The organism is Gilliamella sp. Imp1-1 (genome assembly GCF_001690415.1).
In the GTDB taxonomy this organism is placed as follows: domain Bacteria; phylum Pseudomonadota; class Gammaproteobacteria; order Enterobacterales; family Orbaceae; genus Gilliamella; species Gilliamella bombi.
This window is the reverse complement of record NZ_LZHK01000021.1, coordinates 40,160-54,075: the sequence shown is the minus strand read 5'-3', so window position 1 is coordinate 54,075 and position 13,916 is coordinate 40,160. Positions and strand designations below refer to the sequence as shown.

At 35.3% G+C, this 13,916-nt stretch carries 23 protein-coding genes and 4 pseudogenes; 4 read left to right on the top strand and 23 right to left on the bottom strand.

Going from position 1 to position 13,916, the window contains the following annotated elements; translation table 11 throughout:
* From A9G38_RS12175 to A9G38_RS12640, 4 genes and pseudogenes are all read left to right on the top strand, one after another.
* Nucleotides 1–1,186, top strand: a pseudogene (locus tag A9G38_RS12175) (hypothetical protein); the annotation flags it as partial.
* A gap of 60 nt (nt 1,187–1,246) precedes the next feature.
* Nucleotides 1,247–1,489, top strand: a pseudogene (locus A9G38_RS11570) (IS3 family transposase); the annotation flags it as partial.
* 13 nt (nt 1,490–1,502) lie between these two features.
* Nucleotides 1,503–1,709, top strand: a pseudogene (locus A9G38_RS12645) (IS3 family transposase); the annotation flags it as partial.
* Nucleotides 1,689–1,907 (top strand): IS3 family transposase, encoded by a 219-nt coding sequence (locus tag A9G38_RS12640; RefSeq protein WP_335340389.1) that lies wholly within the window; start codon nt 1,689–1,691, stop codon nt 1,905–1,907. The pseudogene A9G38_RS12645 and the gene A9G38_RS12640, both read left to right, overlap by 21 nt.
* A 42-nt stretch (nt 1,908–1,949) precedes the next feature.
* Here A9G38_RS12640 and A9G38_RS02615 read toward each other — a convergent pair.
* The 23 genes and pseudogenes from A9G38_RS02615 to A9G38_RS02510 form a co-directional block, all read right to left on the bottom strand.
* Nucleotides 1,950–2,135: pseudogene (locus A9G38_RS02615) on the bottom strand (transposase); the annotation flags it as partial.
* Between the two features lie 384 nt (nt 2,136–2,519).
* The gene (locus A9G38_RS02605; protein WP_034910129.1) at nt 2,520–3,536 is read right to left on the bottom strand and encodes an integrase; all 1,017 of its coding nucleotides are present in this window, start codon (nt 3,534–3,536) and stop codon (nt 2,520–2,522) included.
* A gap of 1 nt (nt 3,537) precedes the next feature.
* The gene (locus A9G38_RS02600; RefSeq protein WP_034910127.1) at nt 3,538–3,753 is read right to left on the bottom strand and encodes a DUF4224 domain-containing protein; all 216 of its coding nucleotides are present in this window, start codon (nt 3,751–3,753) and stop codon (nt 3,538–3,540) included.
* A gap of 172 nt (nt 3,754–3,925) precedes the next feature.
* Nucleotides 3,926–4,108, bottom strand: coding sequence for a Lar family restriction alleviation protein (locus A9G38_RS02595; protein ID WP_034910125.1), 183 nt, complete (start codon nt 4,106–4,108; stop codon nt 3,926–3,928).
* Entirely contained in the window at nt 4,105–4,590 is a 486-nt protein-coding gene (locus A9G38_RS02590; protein WP_202961524.1) for an SAM-dependent methyltransferase, read from the bottom strand. The genes A9G38_RS02595 and A9G38_RS02590 overlap by 4 nt, the downstream gene beginning before the upstream one ends.
* 121 nt (nt 4,591–4,711) lie before the next feature.
* On the bottom strand, nt 4,712–5,587 hold the full coding sequence (locus A9G38_RS02585; RefSeq protein WP_034910124.1) for an SPFH domain-containing protein: 876 nt from the start codon (nt 5,585–5,587) through the stop codon (nt 4,712–4,714).
* 137 nt (nt 5,588–5,724) lie between these two features.
* Entirely contained in the window at nt 5,725–6,117 is a 393-nt protein-coding gene (locus tag A9G38_RS02580; RefSeq protein ID WP_034910121.1) for a single-stranded DNA-binding protein, read from the bottom strand.
* On the bottom strand, nt 6,107–6,385 hold the full coding sequence (locus A9G38_RS02575; protein WP_034910118.1) for a hypothetical protein: 279 nt from the start codon (nt 6,383–6,385) through the stop codon (nt 6,107–6,109). The genes A9G38_RS02580 and A9G38_RS02575 overlap by 11 nt, the downstream gene beginning before the upstream one ends.
* A 2-nt stretch (nt 6,386–6,387) precedes the next feature.
* Nucleotides 6,388–6,588 carry a hypothetical protein gene (locus tag A9G38_RS02570; protein WP_034910116.1) on the bottom strand — a complete coding sequence of 67 codons (201 nt, stop codon included), beginning with the start codon at nt 6,586–6,588 and terminating at the stop codon, nt 6,388–6,390.
* Nucleotides 6,589–6,590: 2 nt separating this feature from the next.
* Nucleotides 6,591–6,770 carry a hypothetical protein gene (locus A9G38_RS02565; protein ID WP_034910115.1) on the bottom strand — a complete coding sequence of 60 codons (180 nt, stop codon included), beginning with the start codon at nt 6,768–6,770 and terminating at the stop codon, nt 6,591–6,593.
* Nucleotides 6,771–6,951: 181 nt separating this feature from the next.
* On the bottom strand, nt 6,952–7,212 hold the full coding sequence (locus A9G38_RS02560; RefSeq protein WP_034910111.1) for an Nmad5 family putative nucleotide modification protein: 261 nt from the start codon (nt 7,210–7,212) through the stop codon (nt 6,952–6,954).
* 77 nt (nt 7,213–7,289) lie between these two features.
* Nucleotides 7,290–7,520: an Nmad5 family putative nucleotide modification protein gene (locus tag A9G38_RS02555; RefSeq protein WP_034910108.1), complete on the bottom strand. Its 231-nt coding sequence runs from the start codon at nt 7,518–7,520 to the stop codon at nt 7,290–7,292.
* Between the two features lie 37 nt (nt 7,521–7,557).
* Nucleotides 7,558–8,358 (bottom strand): recombination protein RecT, encoded by an 801-nt coding sequence (recT, locus tag A9G38_RS02550; RefSeq protein WP_034910107.1) that lies wholly within the window; start codon nt 8,356–8,358, stop codon nt 7,558–7,560.
* A complete protein-coding gene (locus tag A9G38_RS02545; RefSeq protein ID WP_034910105.1) occupies nt 8,351–9,169 on the bottom strand; it encodes a PD-(D/E)XK nuclease-like domain-containing protein in 819 nt (272 codons plus the stop codon). The genes recT and A9G38_RS02545 overlap by 8 nt, the downstream gene beginning before the upstream one ends.
* 5 nt (nt 9,170–9,174) lie before the next feature.
* The gene (locus A9G38_RS12170; protein ID WP_155266115.1) at nt 9,175–9,351 is read right to left on the bottom strand and encodes a hypothetical protein; all 177 of its coding nucleotides are present in this window, start codon (nt 9,349–9,351) and stop codon (nt 9,175–9,177) included.
* Entirely contained in the window at nt 9,352–9,765 is a 414-nt protein-coding gene (locus A9G38_RS02540) for a hypothetical protein (protein WP_034910103.1), read from the bottom strand.
* Nucleotides 9,765–10,061, bottom strand: coding sequence for a hypothetical protein (locus A9G38_RS02535; RefSeq protein ID WP_034910100.1), 297 nt, complete (start codon nt 10,059–10,061; stop codon nt 9,765–9,767). Before A9G38_RS02535 ends, A9G38_RS02540 begins: the two co-directional genes overlap by 1 nt.
* Nucleotides 10,062–10,163: 102 nt before the next feature.
* Complete coding sequence (locus A9G38_RS02530; protein ID WP_141671690.1) at nt 10,164–10,448, bottom strand: hypothetical protein; 285 nt, start codon at nt 10,446–10,448, stop codon at nt 10,164–10,166.
* Between the two features lie 438 nt (nt 10,449–10,886).
* The gene (locus tag A9G38_RS02525) at nt 10,887–11,771 is read right to left on the bottom strand and encodes a hypothetical protein (RefSeq protein ID WP_034910097.1); all 885 of its coding nucleotides are present in this window, start codon (nt 11,769–11,771) and stop codon (nt 10,887–10,889) included.
* Nucleotides 11,764–12,534 (bottom strand): HipA family kinase, encoded by a 771-nt coding sequence (locus tag A9G38_RS02520; RefSeq protein WP_034910094.1) that lies wholly within the window; start codon nt 12,532–12,534, stop codon nt 11,764–11,766. The genes A9G38_RS02525 and A9G38_RS02520 overlap by 8 nt, the downstream gene beginning before the upstream one ends.
* Nucleotides 12,535–12,601: 67 nt before the next feature.
* Nucleotides 12,602–12,805, bottom strand: a complete 204-nt coding sequence (gene yidD / locus A9G38_RS12605; RefSeq protein ID WP_080702292.1) for a membrane protein insertion efficiency factor YidD — start codon at nt 12,803–12,805, stop codon at nt 12,602–12,604.
* Nucleotides 12,792–13,037, bottom strand: coding sequence for a hypothetical protein (locus tag A9G38_RS02515; RefSeq protein ID WP_034910092.1), 246 nt, complete (start codon nt 13,035–13,037; stop codon nt 12,792–12,794). Before A9G38_RS02515 ends, yidD begins: the two co-directional genes overlap by 14 nt.
* 106 nt (nt 13,038–13,143) lie before the next feature.
* Nucleotides 13,144–13,842, bottom strand: a complete 699-nt coding sequence (locus A9G38_RS02510; RefSeq protein WP_034910090.1) for an XRE family transcriptional regulator — start codon at nt 13,840–13,842, stop codon at nt 13,144–13,146.
* Nucleotides 13,843–13,916: the final 74 nt, after the last annotated feature.

Here is a 13,916-nt window from a genome sequence, read left to right as displayed (position 1 = left end):
GGCACAAGGCACAAGGCACAAGCACTGGCAAACCTACGATTTAAATTTATTAAATAATCCTATTCGCCGAGTTTTTGCACGAAACTCATTTATATTTTCCAAATTATCTCTCAAATTATCTCGAAAACTCTTGTTGGTGTTGGGCGTGTTATTATTGCCATATTCATGGAGTTTAGAAGCATTAACTAGTAAAAATGGTCGCGTAAAAAATCATCGTAGTGATGCCATAATATTACCGTCGTTCGAAAACCCGTGTCTAAAATATGGTACAGACGGAGATGCAGGTTCAGTTGATTTATGGATATGGATATCGAATCCTGATTATTTTGAGCCAAGTGCGCCATTGGTTTGTTATGCTCAACCTAATTTATCAAACGATTCCAGTAATAATACTGAATATAAAGATTTAGATGGTCCTGATTGGGTAAAAGGAAAAGGATTTGTACCACAAGATATAAACAATCCACAACGTAATTTCCCATCGACAGGAACAAATAATGTTTATTTTTATTTATTATTAGCAAACGTAACGCCCGAAGAGATTATCTCAGCTAATGGCGCTAGAGTATTCCCGGAATCAGGGAGTGGAGTTAGTTTAGCTTTATCATCTGCAATAACACCAGGTTGGGGAAAAGGCTCACGAGATGTAGCTTTAAAGATAGTACTAAAAGGACCAGTAAACAGTAGTGCTAATAAAAACTTTAGCCCTTCTACATTTAAGCTTTATTCAGATAGAGCCAAAAGTAACGTCTTGTATAGCTTTAAAATTGAAAGATGGTATATAGCCCAAGGGGCTAATATTAATGCATCTGTGCAAGATGCAAAAAATTACTGTAACCGAATTGGATACCGAGTGCCGAGTGTTGCAGATTATACTAATGCAAATAATGATGATATTTGGACAGGAGGTATTCCTGGAAGAAATATCAATGGTTATCGCCGACAATTAAGCTATCGCGGAGATAATGGCAAGTGGATTGGTAAGCTATTTAATGAATGGGGAACTTTGTTTAATCATCCTAATCACTATTTAGGTCTTGACGACTGGGAAACTAAGCATCCTTATGATTGGTATTGGACAATCGATACATACAAGGGAAAATCAATTCGAGTCGATCTAGGGGATGGGGATTTAGGTTATGAATTAACTTTTAACCTATATAGAGCTGCTTGTGTTAAGCCTTAGTTAAATTTGTTTTATCTGTTCTGCAAATAGTTTGACTCTGTAACTTTTTATCATGCTTATGGTACAAGGCGTCTGCAAGCAGAGCTGAGAACGCAAGGCATAACCGTGTCTCGACGCCGAATAGGTCGAATCATGGCGAAAAATGGCAGGGTTTCGAAATATACCTGTAAAAAATATTGTATTCATACAGAAAAAAGCAACCAATTGCCGATGGGGAATGAACTTAATCGAGAATTTGATATAGGTCAACCACAAAAGATATTAGTGACCAATTTAACCTATGTGAAGGTTAAACAACGTTAGCACACACCTTTGTGTAATTGTTGATATCAGTAATCGAGAAATAGTGGGACGAAGTGCTGGCAGGCATAAAACAGTGGCACTGGTCATGCAAGCTATGAGTCAAATTCCAATGAACTTACAGACGATTGAGTTGTTTCATTCTGATAGAGGAAAAGAGTTTGATAATCATTTGATTGATGAATGTTTAACAGCATTTGGAATTAAACGGTCGTTAAGTCGCAAAGGCTGCCCCTATGATAATGCAATTGCAGAAAGCACATTCAAAGCAGTGAAAACAGAATTTGTGTCAAATACTATTTTTGATTCACTGGCGCAACTTAAATTGGAATTTAATCACTATGTGGATTGGTTTAATTATAATCGACTTCATTCAACATTAAATTACCAGTCGCCGATTGAATACAAAAGAAATCGATGACCTTATCCTTTTGGTACTAAAAAGTGTGGACATACCACTCAGTTCGGCAAACATCTGCTTAAGCTTGCGGTTTTCAGCCTCCAGCTCCTTTAAGCGTTTGATATCCGAAGTTTCCATTCCGCCGTATTTTTCCCGCCATTTATAGAAAGTTGAATTACTTATGCCATATTTACGGCACAGTTCTTTAACGGGAATACCCGCTTCAGCTTCTTTTAAAATAGCCACGATTTGAGTTCAGTCATTTTTTTCATAATTAATCCCCTTTACTTTTATCATAGGAATTTTCTACTTTTTTGCTGTACTCTTTTAGGGGATGGTTACAGTATTTGATGAAAAATACAAAATAATTCAAGTATATTTCGGTGGGCGTTTAAATAGTGGATTTAAGTGGACTTCTATGGACAACTGTGGAATTTGCCACAATAAAAAGATGGCGGAAGCGCAGAGATTCGAACTCTGGGAGGGTCGCCCCTCGCCGGTTTTCAAGACCGACCGAAAAGTTTTAATTATCAATTAGTTATAATGAAAAGTTGTAATATACAGTAGTTTTTTGCTTTAAAAGAATCGTTTTAACACAACGTGTTGCGAATCTATATTTTTATATATTACAACCTAATTTGTCACTTTTGGAATGTTTAATGTCGGTGATTTTTTAACTTTGCGATCATATACTAAAACTTGCGATTCTGTTTTATGTCCACTAAATAATTGTTTGTCTTTTGTTCCACCTTCGTAGTCTGATATTCCTTTGGCCTTTAAGTCGTGAAACGTGAAGTTGATTTTATACCCTAACTTTTCTTCGGCTTTCTTTTTATCCTCATTCCAATGTTCGTTAAAATTTTTGTAGCTATACGCTTTGCCCATTGAATTTAATATTAAAGGTGATTTTTTTGTGACAGGAGGAAAATGTAGTTTAGCGAAATCAATTATTGATCTGAGCCTGTCTGTCCATAATTTTATTTGCCGAGTTCCTGTTTTGCCTTGTTTCACATAAATACCTTCCTTTGATATTTGTTCATGCGTTAACTTTAGGATGTCTCCATTCCTAACTGCACACAGATACGCAATTTCCATAGCTATTTTTACCGCCGGTCGTGCAACTTCTAACATCGCATAATATTCTTTATCGTCTGCATAAATATCTCTACTAACAACCTTTAATTTAGACACGCCTGCGCAAGGGTTTGCTTTAACGTAGCCACGTTCGTACCCCCAGCTATACACGCGAGACATGCTGGCTTTTTCGTGATTTGCTTGCGTTCTGCTTTGTTTCCCTCTCAAATCAAGATATTTCCAGACGTCCTCGGGTTTTATGCGATCCGGATCAACATTACCAAAAACCTTTAACAGTTTTTTGCTATGTTGATGATAATCTTTTTGTGTTCGCGGCGCTAAATCTGCAAAATACGCACTATCTAAAAATAAAGCCCATAATTTTGAAAACGTTAATTTGTAATGTGTTTTTGCTATTTCGTTGTTATATTTAGCCCACAGCTCAGACATGCTAGCGCTGAGCGGGCATAATGTGATTTTTTTTCCGTCCCTCGGCTGATAAACATATGAATATTTATTTTTATAAACTCGTTCAGGTAATTTATTATCAGCCTTATTTTTTCTGCTTCTACCCATGTTATAACGCCTCAAAGTTAGGAGCTTGATTGTTGATTATTGAATGATTAATTTGAGATGGGGATGTTAATGTTGAGCGTAAAACTATCGGTTTTTTTGCTCCGTTCACGTAGTGCTCTATGTTATTTTTTTCTAGCCATTTTATTTGTTTGTTAGCAAGTATATATCCCGTTAATTCTATAAGTTCTGTTTTTGTTAAATATATTGATTTCGCCATAATTACCTCTAATTTTCATCTCTCATCAACAAATAACACTCAGTAATTGTCTGTTATTCACAGTAAACCCTCTTTTTAACTTTACCGTACCCATCACATTTCGGGCATTCAATCTTAAATCCGCTATCTATTTTTTGCGCTAGATATCCAAGTCCAAATCCGCATACTCCCATCATGTGATCGATAATTCTGCCAGATCCTTTGCACCGCTTGCATTACAATCATGGCAAACTACTGCAAAGCAAACGCCCTCTCTGAGAGGCTCTGGAATATCTTCATTGAGACTATAATCAATATCATCAATGAATGAATATTCACTGCCACAAAATGGACAGGGTTTTAATTGTTTTGTCATAATTGTTTCCTCTTAATAAATGACATCCAATGAGTGTTTGAACGCTTACCGCTGATGTGTCCAAATACCGGTTTATATTCTGTTAGTGCTAAAATTTCTTTAACCGGTATGTCTGTTTCGTTCCATTTAAAAATAAGTGTTCCGTTAGTTTTTAGCACTCGAAAGCATTCACTAAAGCCTTTTCTTAAATCATCTTGCCAAGTTGACTTATTAAGTTGTCCATATTTTTTGGCTAGCCAACTTTTGTGGCCAACTTTGATTAGATGAGGCGGATCGAAACAAACTTGATAAAATGTTTCATCAGAAAAAGGCAGGGCGGTAAAATCGACTTGCACATCTGGATTGATATCTACTACTCGACCGTCGCATATTACGTGACTCTCATTTCGCTTATCACAAAACAAAACTCGCTCATCGAGTTTGTTAAAATAGAACATGCGAGAGCCACAGCAAACGTCAATGACGGGTTTATTGATGTTCATTATTATTTCCTTTAGATAATAGAAATCGCACGCCAAATAATCAGCGCAGATATTTGTAATAAATTAATAGAATAGGGTGGTTGAAATAAAGCGCGTAAGAGAAACCGCCGAGGCGGTTATATTATTTTGTGTCAATAAACGGCAATGTTGAATTCGGCAATACAGTGGCAGGTAGTTTCCCGTCCCATTTTTCTGCCTTTGTTAATTCAACTAGCGCAGAGTTAGCTTGTAATGCTTTTGTTTTAGCTGTGATTGCTTTTGCCTCTGCCTCACCTCTTAGAATTACAGCTTCAGCTTCGGCTTTCGCTTGTGCTAACGTACTATCAGCGATTGCCTGCGCTTTTGTAACCGCTATTTCTGCTGTGATTTTTTCTTTCTCTAAATTTTGTTTTTGAGTTTGAACTTCAACTTCCGCTTTCATTCTATCTTCAACAGATTGCTCATAAGCTCTTGAAAAATCAATGTCTTCAATTTGCACCGATTCAACAATGATTGGGTAATTTTCTAGTGATTGCTTAATTGCGTCATTAACATCTTTTGTTAATTGCGCACGTTTTTGAACAGCTTCAATAGCACTATAATGCCCGAATACGTTTTCAATCTGATTTGGCACTTGTCGCTCAATTGTATTTGAAGCTAAACCCTCGATATCTCTAAAATTCAGGTAAACATTTTCTGCTTCTCCTGACGGTACTTTATATGTAACAGACGCCCGAATTTTTGCTGGTTGCTGGTCCTTGCTATATGTTGATAATTCATTGAATGAACGATTTTGAGTGCGAGTGCTAATATACTTAACAGAATCGATAAACGGTAATTTAAAATATAAACCAGCATCATTTGTGCGAGTTATAGCGCCATTTCTTAATTGAACCGCTCGCTCGCCTGCGTCCACCGTATACCAGCCGGCTATTGAGATATATAATCCAATAACGATAGCTATCGCGATAAACACAATTTTTAATATAGACATCTCAGTAGTGCGTTTCTCTTTCATTTTTGCCTCACTTTTTATATATTTGTATAAGAATTAATAGAATCATAATAAGTAGCGCAATAGCTACACCCATCATAAATTGCATAGTATTCACCAATAAAAAACCGCTACATGAGCGGTTTGTTTAACTAATTGATTTAAAAGGGAATATTATCGTCAAATGTATCTTGCTGAGCCTGAGCTGGTGCTGGCGGTTTAGGTTGTTGTGCTTGTTGTTCATCCTGCTTTTTAGTCAATTGAATTTGAGATACTCGCAAACACGGTCTTGTGAATGTCGCACCATCTTTTTGCCATTCTTCAACATAAAACTCACCACTAACCACAACTAAATCACCTTTTTTAATATTTGGCGCATAACCCTCTGCCGCTTTACCCCACAGAACGCACTTAATCCATGATGTTTTTTGATGTTCGCCGTAACCTTGTTTAACTGGTAATTGAAATTCTGCTATTGCTGTATTGTTTTGTAGATAACGTAGTTCAGCATCTTTACCAACGTTACCCGTTGCTGTCATTGTGTTAATTGCCATTTTCTTGCTCCAGTTGTTTTAAATTTTCATCAATTTGATGCTGTATTTTTTTAATGTGTGCTTTTAATCTAAAATTTACAGCTTGTGTTGCGTCGTTTAAACTTGAATGCAATAAATAATCCCCCCAATCAAATCTTGTTTTGTCACAATAAACAAGATTTTTTGTGATTCTTGTAATTATGAGTTTTTCTGGTTTTAACGCTAGCTGATTTGTGTACCAAACAACATCCCCAACTTTTAGCTTTTTCCATTCTTCATCTGTAATCATAATCACATCACCTTTTTAAATTTCAGTTCAGCATCGTTTGAGTGAACATCTTCTTTTATCTCACCCCAACAAATATCTACATTGTTTTCATCGTCGTTTTGTAAATAAAAATCCAAACATTGTTCTGCATAGCTTTTTGCTTCTTCTTTGGTATTGTGATATTCAAAGCCCTCGCCATTGTGGTCATACGTAAAATATTTCATAATTACTCCTTAATACCTATTCCAATCTCTACAAGATCTGGAAAATAAGAATCAACTAACTCTTGTTCGTAAGCATTTTTATCTTCCGCAGCTTCATATTCAGCTTTATCAACTTCTATTTCTACTTCATTGTATGACGGACCAATTCGCGCGCTCACTACAAACGTTATTTTTTCTGACATAAGTACTCCTCTTAGCAGTTAACTATTGTTGTATTAAGTAATTGCCACTCTGTCGCCAACGGCGTGACTACCGTCATGTCAAACAATACGGCTTGTATATTTCAAATTAGCGGGCTAACTGCAATTGCGGACAGTGTCTCTGCTAACACTAATCATCAACGCATATACCAGACGTTATTTTTTAGCTTGTTGTTATACCTAGTTTTTTATTTAAGTTTTCAACGAAAACGGCAGGTAAATTGGTTTTTGTGATATCTACTTGTGTACCGTCTAAAAAATTGACGGATTCGGGCCATATTTCTTGTAATTTTTTGAGAGTTGCACAACTATTTAAGATAGCCATAATTTCATGCTTTAAATCATTTTTTTGTTTTTCTGAGTTTTCGATCTGGTTCTGTAATGATAAAAAACGTTTTGAAAACTCATGATCGGCGGTGTACATCGGCTGCTCTTTTAATTCGTAAAAATCACGCTCGGGTGGTAGTGTTAGATATGCTCTTAATCCGTTAAAATAACATCTCAATCCCTCGTAAGCGTAAAAACAGTACCATAATCAAATGGCAGCTTTTTTACTCGGGCTCTTATCTCATCCGCCTCTTTGAGTTGCTCAGCAGTTACGTTATCGTTATAAACATCAAGAGCTAATTTAGATAAATTTTCATTTGCTATTTCTAGCTCTTTATTTGCTGGCGATTGCTCAATTGCATTTTTACAAATTTGCTCTTTGATAGTTTTAGTTAATCTTGTCATAATTTTTTCCTTTTAATAAAAACCGTCACTAGGACGGTTATGCTTCGACCACGGAAAAATCAGCATCTAAAATCATTTCATTATCTTGACTTATGCCAGCTTCCGCTTTTTCATCCAAAATTACAGCTTGTTGGATTTCAATTGAAACAGGTAAATACTTAAATAATCGTCGAATAACTGTTTTCTTTGCCATTTCTTCCCAGTGAGTTATCCAAGGTCCTTTATCACCAGCTTTACTTTGTTTGCGAACCGATTCAATTTGGTTGAATGTCATTACTTCAAATTGAGAACCACCGTCTTTCAAGCGGGCAACAGCATAAACATATGTGATTGGTGCTGATTCGTCGGCTTTTGGAGTGTGTTTTAAATCCTCATTTAAACCATACTCATAATGAAAATCATCGCCTTCTCGAACGGTTCTTGCTGATATACTGATGATTTGCCCTGAACGTCTAGCAAGATCAATCATGCCTCTATAGCCAATAATTAACTGTACGTTAGATTTTCCATCCTTCGCTTTACCGTTACCAAATGGGAGTAGGTAGGCATGCCCAAGAGCTCCTCCTGGTTCTAAACCCAGTTGCGAGCATTGAACAACTGCTCCTAAAAAACTTTGAATGTTTGAGTCTGCTAATGCTGGCGTTTTCCGAATTTCTGTTGTAACGATTCTTGCCATTCTGTCGGGGTTCATGTGTTTTGGCAGTGCCATGGCAAGTTGGTTTTTAATTTTTGGAGAGTTAACTAATTCAGCTAATGTTGCTGGCTTTTTGTCTTGATTTGTTAGTTGAGTTTTTTCTAGGTCAGATTTAGCAATAGGTGGTTGATTTTGTTCACTCATTTTTTAATTCCTTAGCCCAATAAGGCAATGATAATGTTTGAAGTGCTGGAAAATTGTTGTCTTCTGTACATTGTTTGAATCTAAATAAATTAGCTTTATAAACTTGACGACCAATGTTTTTAGCGGCCTCATCTAATATGAAAGTTTTTACAGGGTATCTACCACAATTGATTGTTGTGCTAACTACCAAGAAAACAAAAGTAGGTTTTTCTCCAGTGATAGATTGAACACCGTCGCTATAAAACGAGTCTTGCACATGATAACGATAGTCATATGAATGAGCATAAAAGCGATCAATATCAGCAGATGTTTTTATATCCGCTACCCAGTTAAATTTTTCTATAAATTTATCAGGTCGGCATCGGCATAAAATATCGGTATCAATATCATTCCAATATATAGATGATTCTGTATGCCCTTGTTCTTCAATAATCCATTTTGCTAATGGATGAGCCATTGCACTATCACGCATTAGAAGTAACTTTCTGTAATCTTCATAGGTGATGATTGTTTGATTGGATTCTTCGGCTTCTTTTAGTAATTCTTGATACTGTGCTTTTCCTGCGTTGGTTCTTAAATTGATTGGATTAGGTATTATGAAACGCCTTTTAAATTCTTCAGGCTCTAATAGTAAACAATGAAAAGCTGTCCCCATGTCCAGTGATGACATTTTACTTTTATCAACTGGCGCATTTTTTACCCACTGATAAAGAGCGGGACTTTCTTCAATAAAATCTAGTTGCGATTTACTAATACCTGCGCCATTGTGATAATCTTCGTTAGATATATCGTAATAAATACCTTGTTTCATTATCTTCACTCCGTTGCCACTTCTAACATCCATCGAATCAACCCAAACAGTCCACCGAATGTCACAATTAAGACACAAAAAAGGGCGTATATTTGCTCGCCCTTAGTCATTCTGTAATTAATGTTAAATCGGTCTGTTTGATAAACATTACAGCCGACATGATCAATTGGTATTGTGTTCATTTAGACGTCCTTTGGTCGTTTTGTGAGTGAGAGACGCCAGTTAATGCCGTCGGTATTCACTGCTAGCAAATCAGTTACATCAATTGTTTCAGCGTCGTCAGGAACGGACCACTGCTCATAACGCGGATTAAGAAATGACGTTTGTGTATGTAAAGAGATGCTTTCATCTTTATTCATCGTCGCTAATTTCCATTTTTTACTAAACATTTGCCACATTTCACGTGAAAAAGGCAGCGGTGTTGGTTTTGGTACAATGCGATATTTAGTGTTTTCTTTGAGAATTAAAAAAAAGTCTTTTAACTCTGTCCAATCATTACTTTTACTTTTATATTCAACTGGTATACCTTGTAGTATTGCTAATAAAACCTGAACAAGGTGTTCTTCACGGTAATTCTGTGGTGTTAATTTTTCCATTATTCACTCCTCAGCTCTTCGAAAAACCAATCTGTTATGTCTTCGCTTTCTTCACCGGTTCGGAATGGCTCCAGATCATCCCAGACCAAACCGCATCCGTATCCATTATATTGTTCAATAAATAAAGGTTTATTCTCTAATATTTCTTCCGGTACGCAAGACGGAGATTCTCCGTGATACCAGTTAATTTTTGCATCTAAACACGCGTTTAAAACTAATGCCACTTCGTGCTCAGTTTCACATTTAATAAACCAGTTTTGCTGTTTTAATCGCTCAATAATCTTTTTACTTGTCATTGTTTTATCCCCTTTCTGTCTGCTAATTCTGTAAAAAAGCCCTCAAAAGAGGGCAAAGGATTTGCATGTACTCGTCTTTCCGAGCTGTCAAAATTCGTTAGCTTAATAAAATGATTTTTTATTTTTTTCATTAAAATGAAATTCAGCTTTTTCATAACATATGAGCTTTAATGCTTTTTGAACTGAATCAGTGTCAACATCATCCCAACCAAACGCTTTCATTATTTTTTTTTCAATTTCTAGATAATCACTATCGCTGAGTTTGTCATAAAGTTCGTTTGATTGAGCTTTAATTTCTGCTTCTTTAGCGTCTTGCATTTCAGAATGCTTCATCATGTTGCAATAAGCATTTTCGTAACCATTTTCTACAGCTCTATGTAACATCATCTATCTCCTTTTATTTCAAACTCAAGCGCACTTGTTTAAATGCGCTTTGATTTGAATACTGGTACATACCCCAGTAGGTGTTGCGCTCCCTTATTCCATTGTTATCGTTCACCAGCTTAGAGGGAGCTAGGCATTTCGTTCTAAGATGAGCTTCGCTTTCACACTGTCTACTTGAATAACACTTTATAAGTTGTTCCGACTTTCCGAATTTTTAAAGAGCTTCAACTTTGTTAAGTTGATTTGTTTTGATGTGATCATTACAACATAAGTTGTTATTAATATCAACATCTAAAGTTGTTATTATTTTTAATTAAGTTGTTAAGTTGTTGTTTTTGTGTGATTGATTGTTATTCGTTTGATTGTTTTTTAATCAGTTGGTGTTTTAAAGTTGTGGTGGGGGATTTTAGGCGTGAAAAAACCCGCACAGGGCGGGTTGGTTTAAGCTGCAAAATTGAATTCAGCTCTCTCAATCCTTTTTAAGGCTTGTTGTGGAGTGTTTACAGGGGTAACTATGATTGAGTGCTTATCTCCAACTTCTTCTAGTGTTAATAAAGCATCATTTAATCGCTTCATCTGTCGCTTGCTAAATGTGATATCATCTTCAGTTGGTCTATAGACAATAAGCTCATGTGTACTTCGTGTAAAGAGATTTTCATGATCCTTGATAGCAAATAAATCTAATAATCTTGCTTTGTTTTTATCTAAATCCGTCCCTATGTTATTGGGTCTTAATCTTTCGGTATTAATTGCCGAGCGATCACTTAGGAAAAATATCTTAGCAGCTCTAGCTTCTGATACAACCTTAAATTCTCTATCAAAATAACGATCGAAGCTTGGATGATTATTTATAGTTATATCTTTTAATAATTTTGACCAAGTGTTATCTGATGAATATTGGTTATTATCTTCATCGTTAGAATAAAAATCAAGGGATGACAGACTTGATGTTAGCATCACCGCTTGCCTAAGAACTCCGATAATATCACTGGATAAGGTGCTTTTTATTTTACCCAAAACAACACCTTGCATAGGAACGTTCCAGTTTTCTAGAATTTTTGTTTTGCTTAGATGTGAAGTAAGACTAGAAATAATTAATTCAATCAAAGAGTTAAATTGATCTGATTTGTTGCCATACATAGCTTTAACTACGCACTGTCTAATAGATTGTCTAATTTTAAATTCACCACCTTCACTAACAGCTACCACGGCGATAGTAAGTTTTTCTCCAGAGCCCATGATTGGCTCAAAGTAAATTGGAGCCCAAATAGCTTTATAAGTTGGCGCTTGTGGTATTGTGGATAATAATTTATTACTATCAAACATTTACAAAATCCATCTGGTTTGGGTTAATTCTATTGTTTATGATTTTTTGAATGAATTCACTACGACTAGTTAAAAAATATAGTAACTCATTTTTCGATTTATGAGCAACAGGTATTTCATTAATAGCTTTATCTATTAGATTATTATTATTTATTTCTTTTATTTTTTCGCACCAAATAGTTAATTTGTTACATAGCGCAATTTTATCTAATTTATGTTCACAAGATAACTCGGTAAATTTACATAGCAAATGATTAAATAATATATTATTCCAGTCTTCATCATGGTTTGGTGTGAATTTATCTAATTGCATTGATAAACCATGATCAATCATAGCTATATCTTTTCCATTGTATAATAAATTACCAGAATGCCGGTCTGGATTGATGATAAATTCATCAAAAAAAGACGCGCTTTCAAGGGCGCTCCAGCTTTTAATTATTGAATGAAATTCAATATAATATGGGTCTTGAATATTTAATCTATGATAAAGATTTGGATACCCAACATCAAGAGAACCGAAACAGAAAACATCATATTGGTCTAATAGTAATATAGGTTCAGGAATTGGCAAATTTATTAGTCTGCCTAATATTGCACAAATTAATTCTTTTAATATCTCAATTCCTTTTATATACTTCGCTACAACAGGATATTCTTCATTATCACAACAAGCGATACATCTGAAAGAACTATTTATGCCGTCTTCGATAGGTTCCGAATCACTAATAATTCTTCCTACTTTTATTATTTTGTCTGTCATCAAATATTATTCCTTACATTATTTCAATTATTTATTTTGTTATATTCAAAAACCGCCGAAGCGGTTGTTACGGATAATCTTTGCCACCATTTGGTGGTTTACATCTCATTAATCTGCCTAATGTCATTTTCCACCCTTTGAATACGCCATATTTTTCAATTGCTAATAAGGCATATTCTGAGCAAGACGGTTCGAATCTACATGCAGAGCGAATGCGATTGGGGGCTATCGCTCTATATAGATATATTAATTTAAAACTAAGCCACTTCACGTCTAAAGATAATCACATAATAAATAGAATATTCTTCTTTCTTTCCTAAAAGAGAAGCAAGACACCCTGGGGATGTTCTTACTCCAACGCTTTCAACGCTTACAAATTCCCAATTATCGTTGGCTTTGTTATTTATTATTTCACGCAAATAAGCTCCAGCTTCATTGCCTTTATCCTTTTTTCCGACATTAATATTTGGTGGAATTTGAACTGTTTCATAAATATAACGCATTGTTTTCTCCTTGAATTTTTATTTAATATATATCTAATCATGGTTATCTGTTTTATTCACTAGAATAACCTCAAAGCGGTTAGCCGTGTTTTCTTAATAGCATTGATTACATTTCAAATGAACAATGAAATACTCGCCCGATTATTTCTATATTTTTTGAATCATCAATTTCATCAGGAAATTCTTCAGAGTTGTAAGAAACAATTCTTATTTTTCCTGCTGGTAATAAATACAATCTTTTTAGCCGACACAATCCGTCTTGGCATATTGCATAAACATCGCCATCACGAATATCTTTTTGTAGTGTGTTTACAGCGACCGTTGCACCATTTGGAATAACTGGCTCCATGCTGTTTCCTTTAGCTGGAAAACAAATGACAAATTCTTTTTGTGCGTTTTTTCTTCTAAAAAAAGATTTGCTAAATCTGAGCTTATATCCGTTGTGATCTTCCGTGCTTGAACAACCATGTCCTGCTGCAAGTTCAATTGATTTGAAATATGGAACTTCAACTTCATCATCATTTAATGGGGTTTTATCATCCCACTCATCTACGTCTCTTGTTGATAATTCATCCATCGGCGTTCCGTCTCGTTGCTGTTTAAGCTGAGGACCTTCTCCTTTAGCTAACCATTCAACCGAAACACCTAAATAATCAGCGATCTTCAATAGATTTCTATTTGATTTTGTTTTGCCTGTCATTAATTTCCATATTGTGGTTTGAGACATACCAATAGCCTCTCCCAATTTCGCTTGAGAAATCTTCTTTTCTTTCATTATTGAGGTTAGTCGATCTGCTAATGTCATTTTTTAAGCTCCTTTTTCATTTAAATAAAATACAACCAAAGTTGTATAAAGTAAAACATCTTAAGTTGTTGACA

What these genes read in the sequence shown, in the direction of transcription:
- A9G38_RS02605 (WP_034910129.1), bottom strand. Translation starts at nt 3,536, where the DNA reads ATGGGTAGAAGCAGAAAAAATAAGGCTGATAATAAATTACCTGAACGA.
- A9G38_RS02600 (WP_034910127.1), bottom strand. Translation starts at nt 3,753, where the DNA reads ATGGCGAAATCAATATATTTAACAAAAACAGAACTTATAGAATTAACG.
- A9G38_RS02595 (WP_034910125.1), bottom strand. Translation starts at nt 4,108, where the DNA reads ATGACAAAACAATTAAAACCCTGTCCATTTTGTGGCAGTGAATATTCA.
- A9G38_RS02590 (WP_202961524.1), bottom strand. Translation starts at nt 4,590, where the DNA reads ATGAACATCAATAAACCCGTCATTGACGTTTGCTGTGGCTCTCGCATG.
- A9G38_RS02585 (WP_034910124.1), bottom strand. Translation starts at nt 5,587, where the DNA reads ATGAAAGAGAAACGCACTACTGAGATGTCTATATTAAAAATTGTGTTT.
- A9G38_RS02580 (WP_034910121.1), bottom strand. Translation starts at nt 6,117, where the DNA reads ATGGCAATTAACACAATGACAGCAACGGGTAACGTTGGTAAAGATGCT.
- A9G38_RS02575 (WP_034910118.1), bottom strand. Translation starts at nt 6,385, where the DNA reads ATGATTACAGATGAAGAATGGAAAAAGCTAAAAGTTGGGGATGTTGTT.
- A9G38_RS02570 (WP_034910116.1), bottom strand. Translation starts at nt 6,588, where the DNA reads ATGAAATATTTTACGTATGACCACAATGGCGAGGGCTTTGAATATCAC.
- A9G38_RS02565 (WP_034910115.1), bottom strand. Translation starts at nt 6,770, where the DNA reads ATGTCAGAAAAAATAACGTTTGTAGTGAGCGCGCGAATTGGTCCGTCA.
- A9G38_RS02560 (WP_034910111.1), bottom strand. Translation starts at nt 7,212, where the DNA reads ATGTACACCGCCGATCATGAGTTTTCAAAACGTTTTTTATCATTACAG.
- A9G38_RS02555 (WP_034910108.1), bottom strand. Translation starts at nt 7,520, where the DNA reads ATGACAAGATTAACTAAAACTATCAAAGAGCAAATTTGTAAAAATGCA.
- recT (WP_034910107.1), bottom strand. Translation starts at nt 8,358, where the DNA reads ATGAGTGAACAAAATCAACCACCTATTGCTAAATCTGACCTAGAAAAA.
- A9G38_RS02545 (WP_034910105.1), bottom strand. Translation starts at nt 9,169, where the DNA reads ATGAAACAAGGTATTTATTACGATATATCTAACGAAGATTATCACAAT.
- A9G38_RS12170 (WP_155266115.1), bottom strand. Translation starts at nt 9,351, where the DNA reads ATGAACACAATACCAATTGATCATGTCGGCTGTAATGTTTATCAAACA.
- A9G38_RS02540 (WP_034910103.1), bottom strand. Translation starts at nt 9,765, where the DNA reads ATGGAAAAATTAACACCACAGAATTACCGTGAAGAACACCTTGTTCAG.
- A9G38_RS02535 (WP_034910100.1), bottom strand. Translation starts at nt 10,061, where the DNA reads ATGACAAGTAAAAAGATTATTGAGCGATTAAAACAGCAAAACTGGTTT.
- A9G38_RS02530 (WP_141671690.1), bottom strand. Translation starts at nt 10,448, where the DNA reads ATGATGTTACATAGAGCTGTAGAAAATGGTTACGAAAATGCTTATTGC.
- A9G38_RS02525 (WP_034910097.1), bottom strand. Translation starts at nt 11,771, where the DNA reads ATGTTTGATAGTAATAAATTATTATCCACAATACCACAAGCGCCAACT.
- A9G38_RS02520 (WP_034910094.1), bottom strand. Translation starts at nt 12,534, where the DNA reads ATGACAGACAAAATAATAAAAGTAGGAAGAATTATTAGTGATTCGGAA.
- A9G38_RS02515 (WP_034910092.1), bottom strand. Translation starts at nt 13,037, where the DNA reads ATGCGTTATATTTATGAAACAGTTCAAATTCCACCAAATATTAATGTC.
- A9G38_RS02510 (WP_034910090.1), bottom strand. Translation starts at nt 13,842, where the DNA reads ATGACATTAGCAGATCGACTAACCTCAATAATGAAAGAAAAGAAGATT.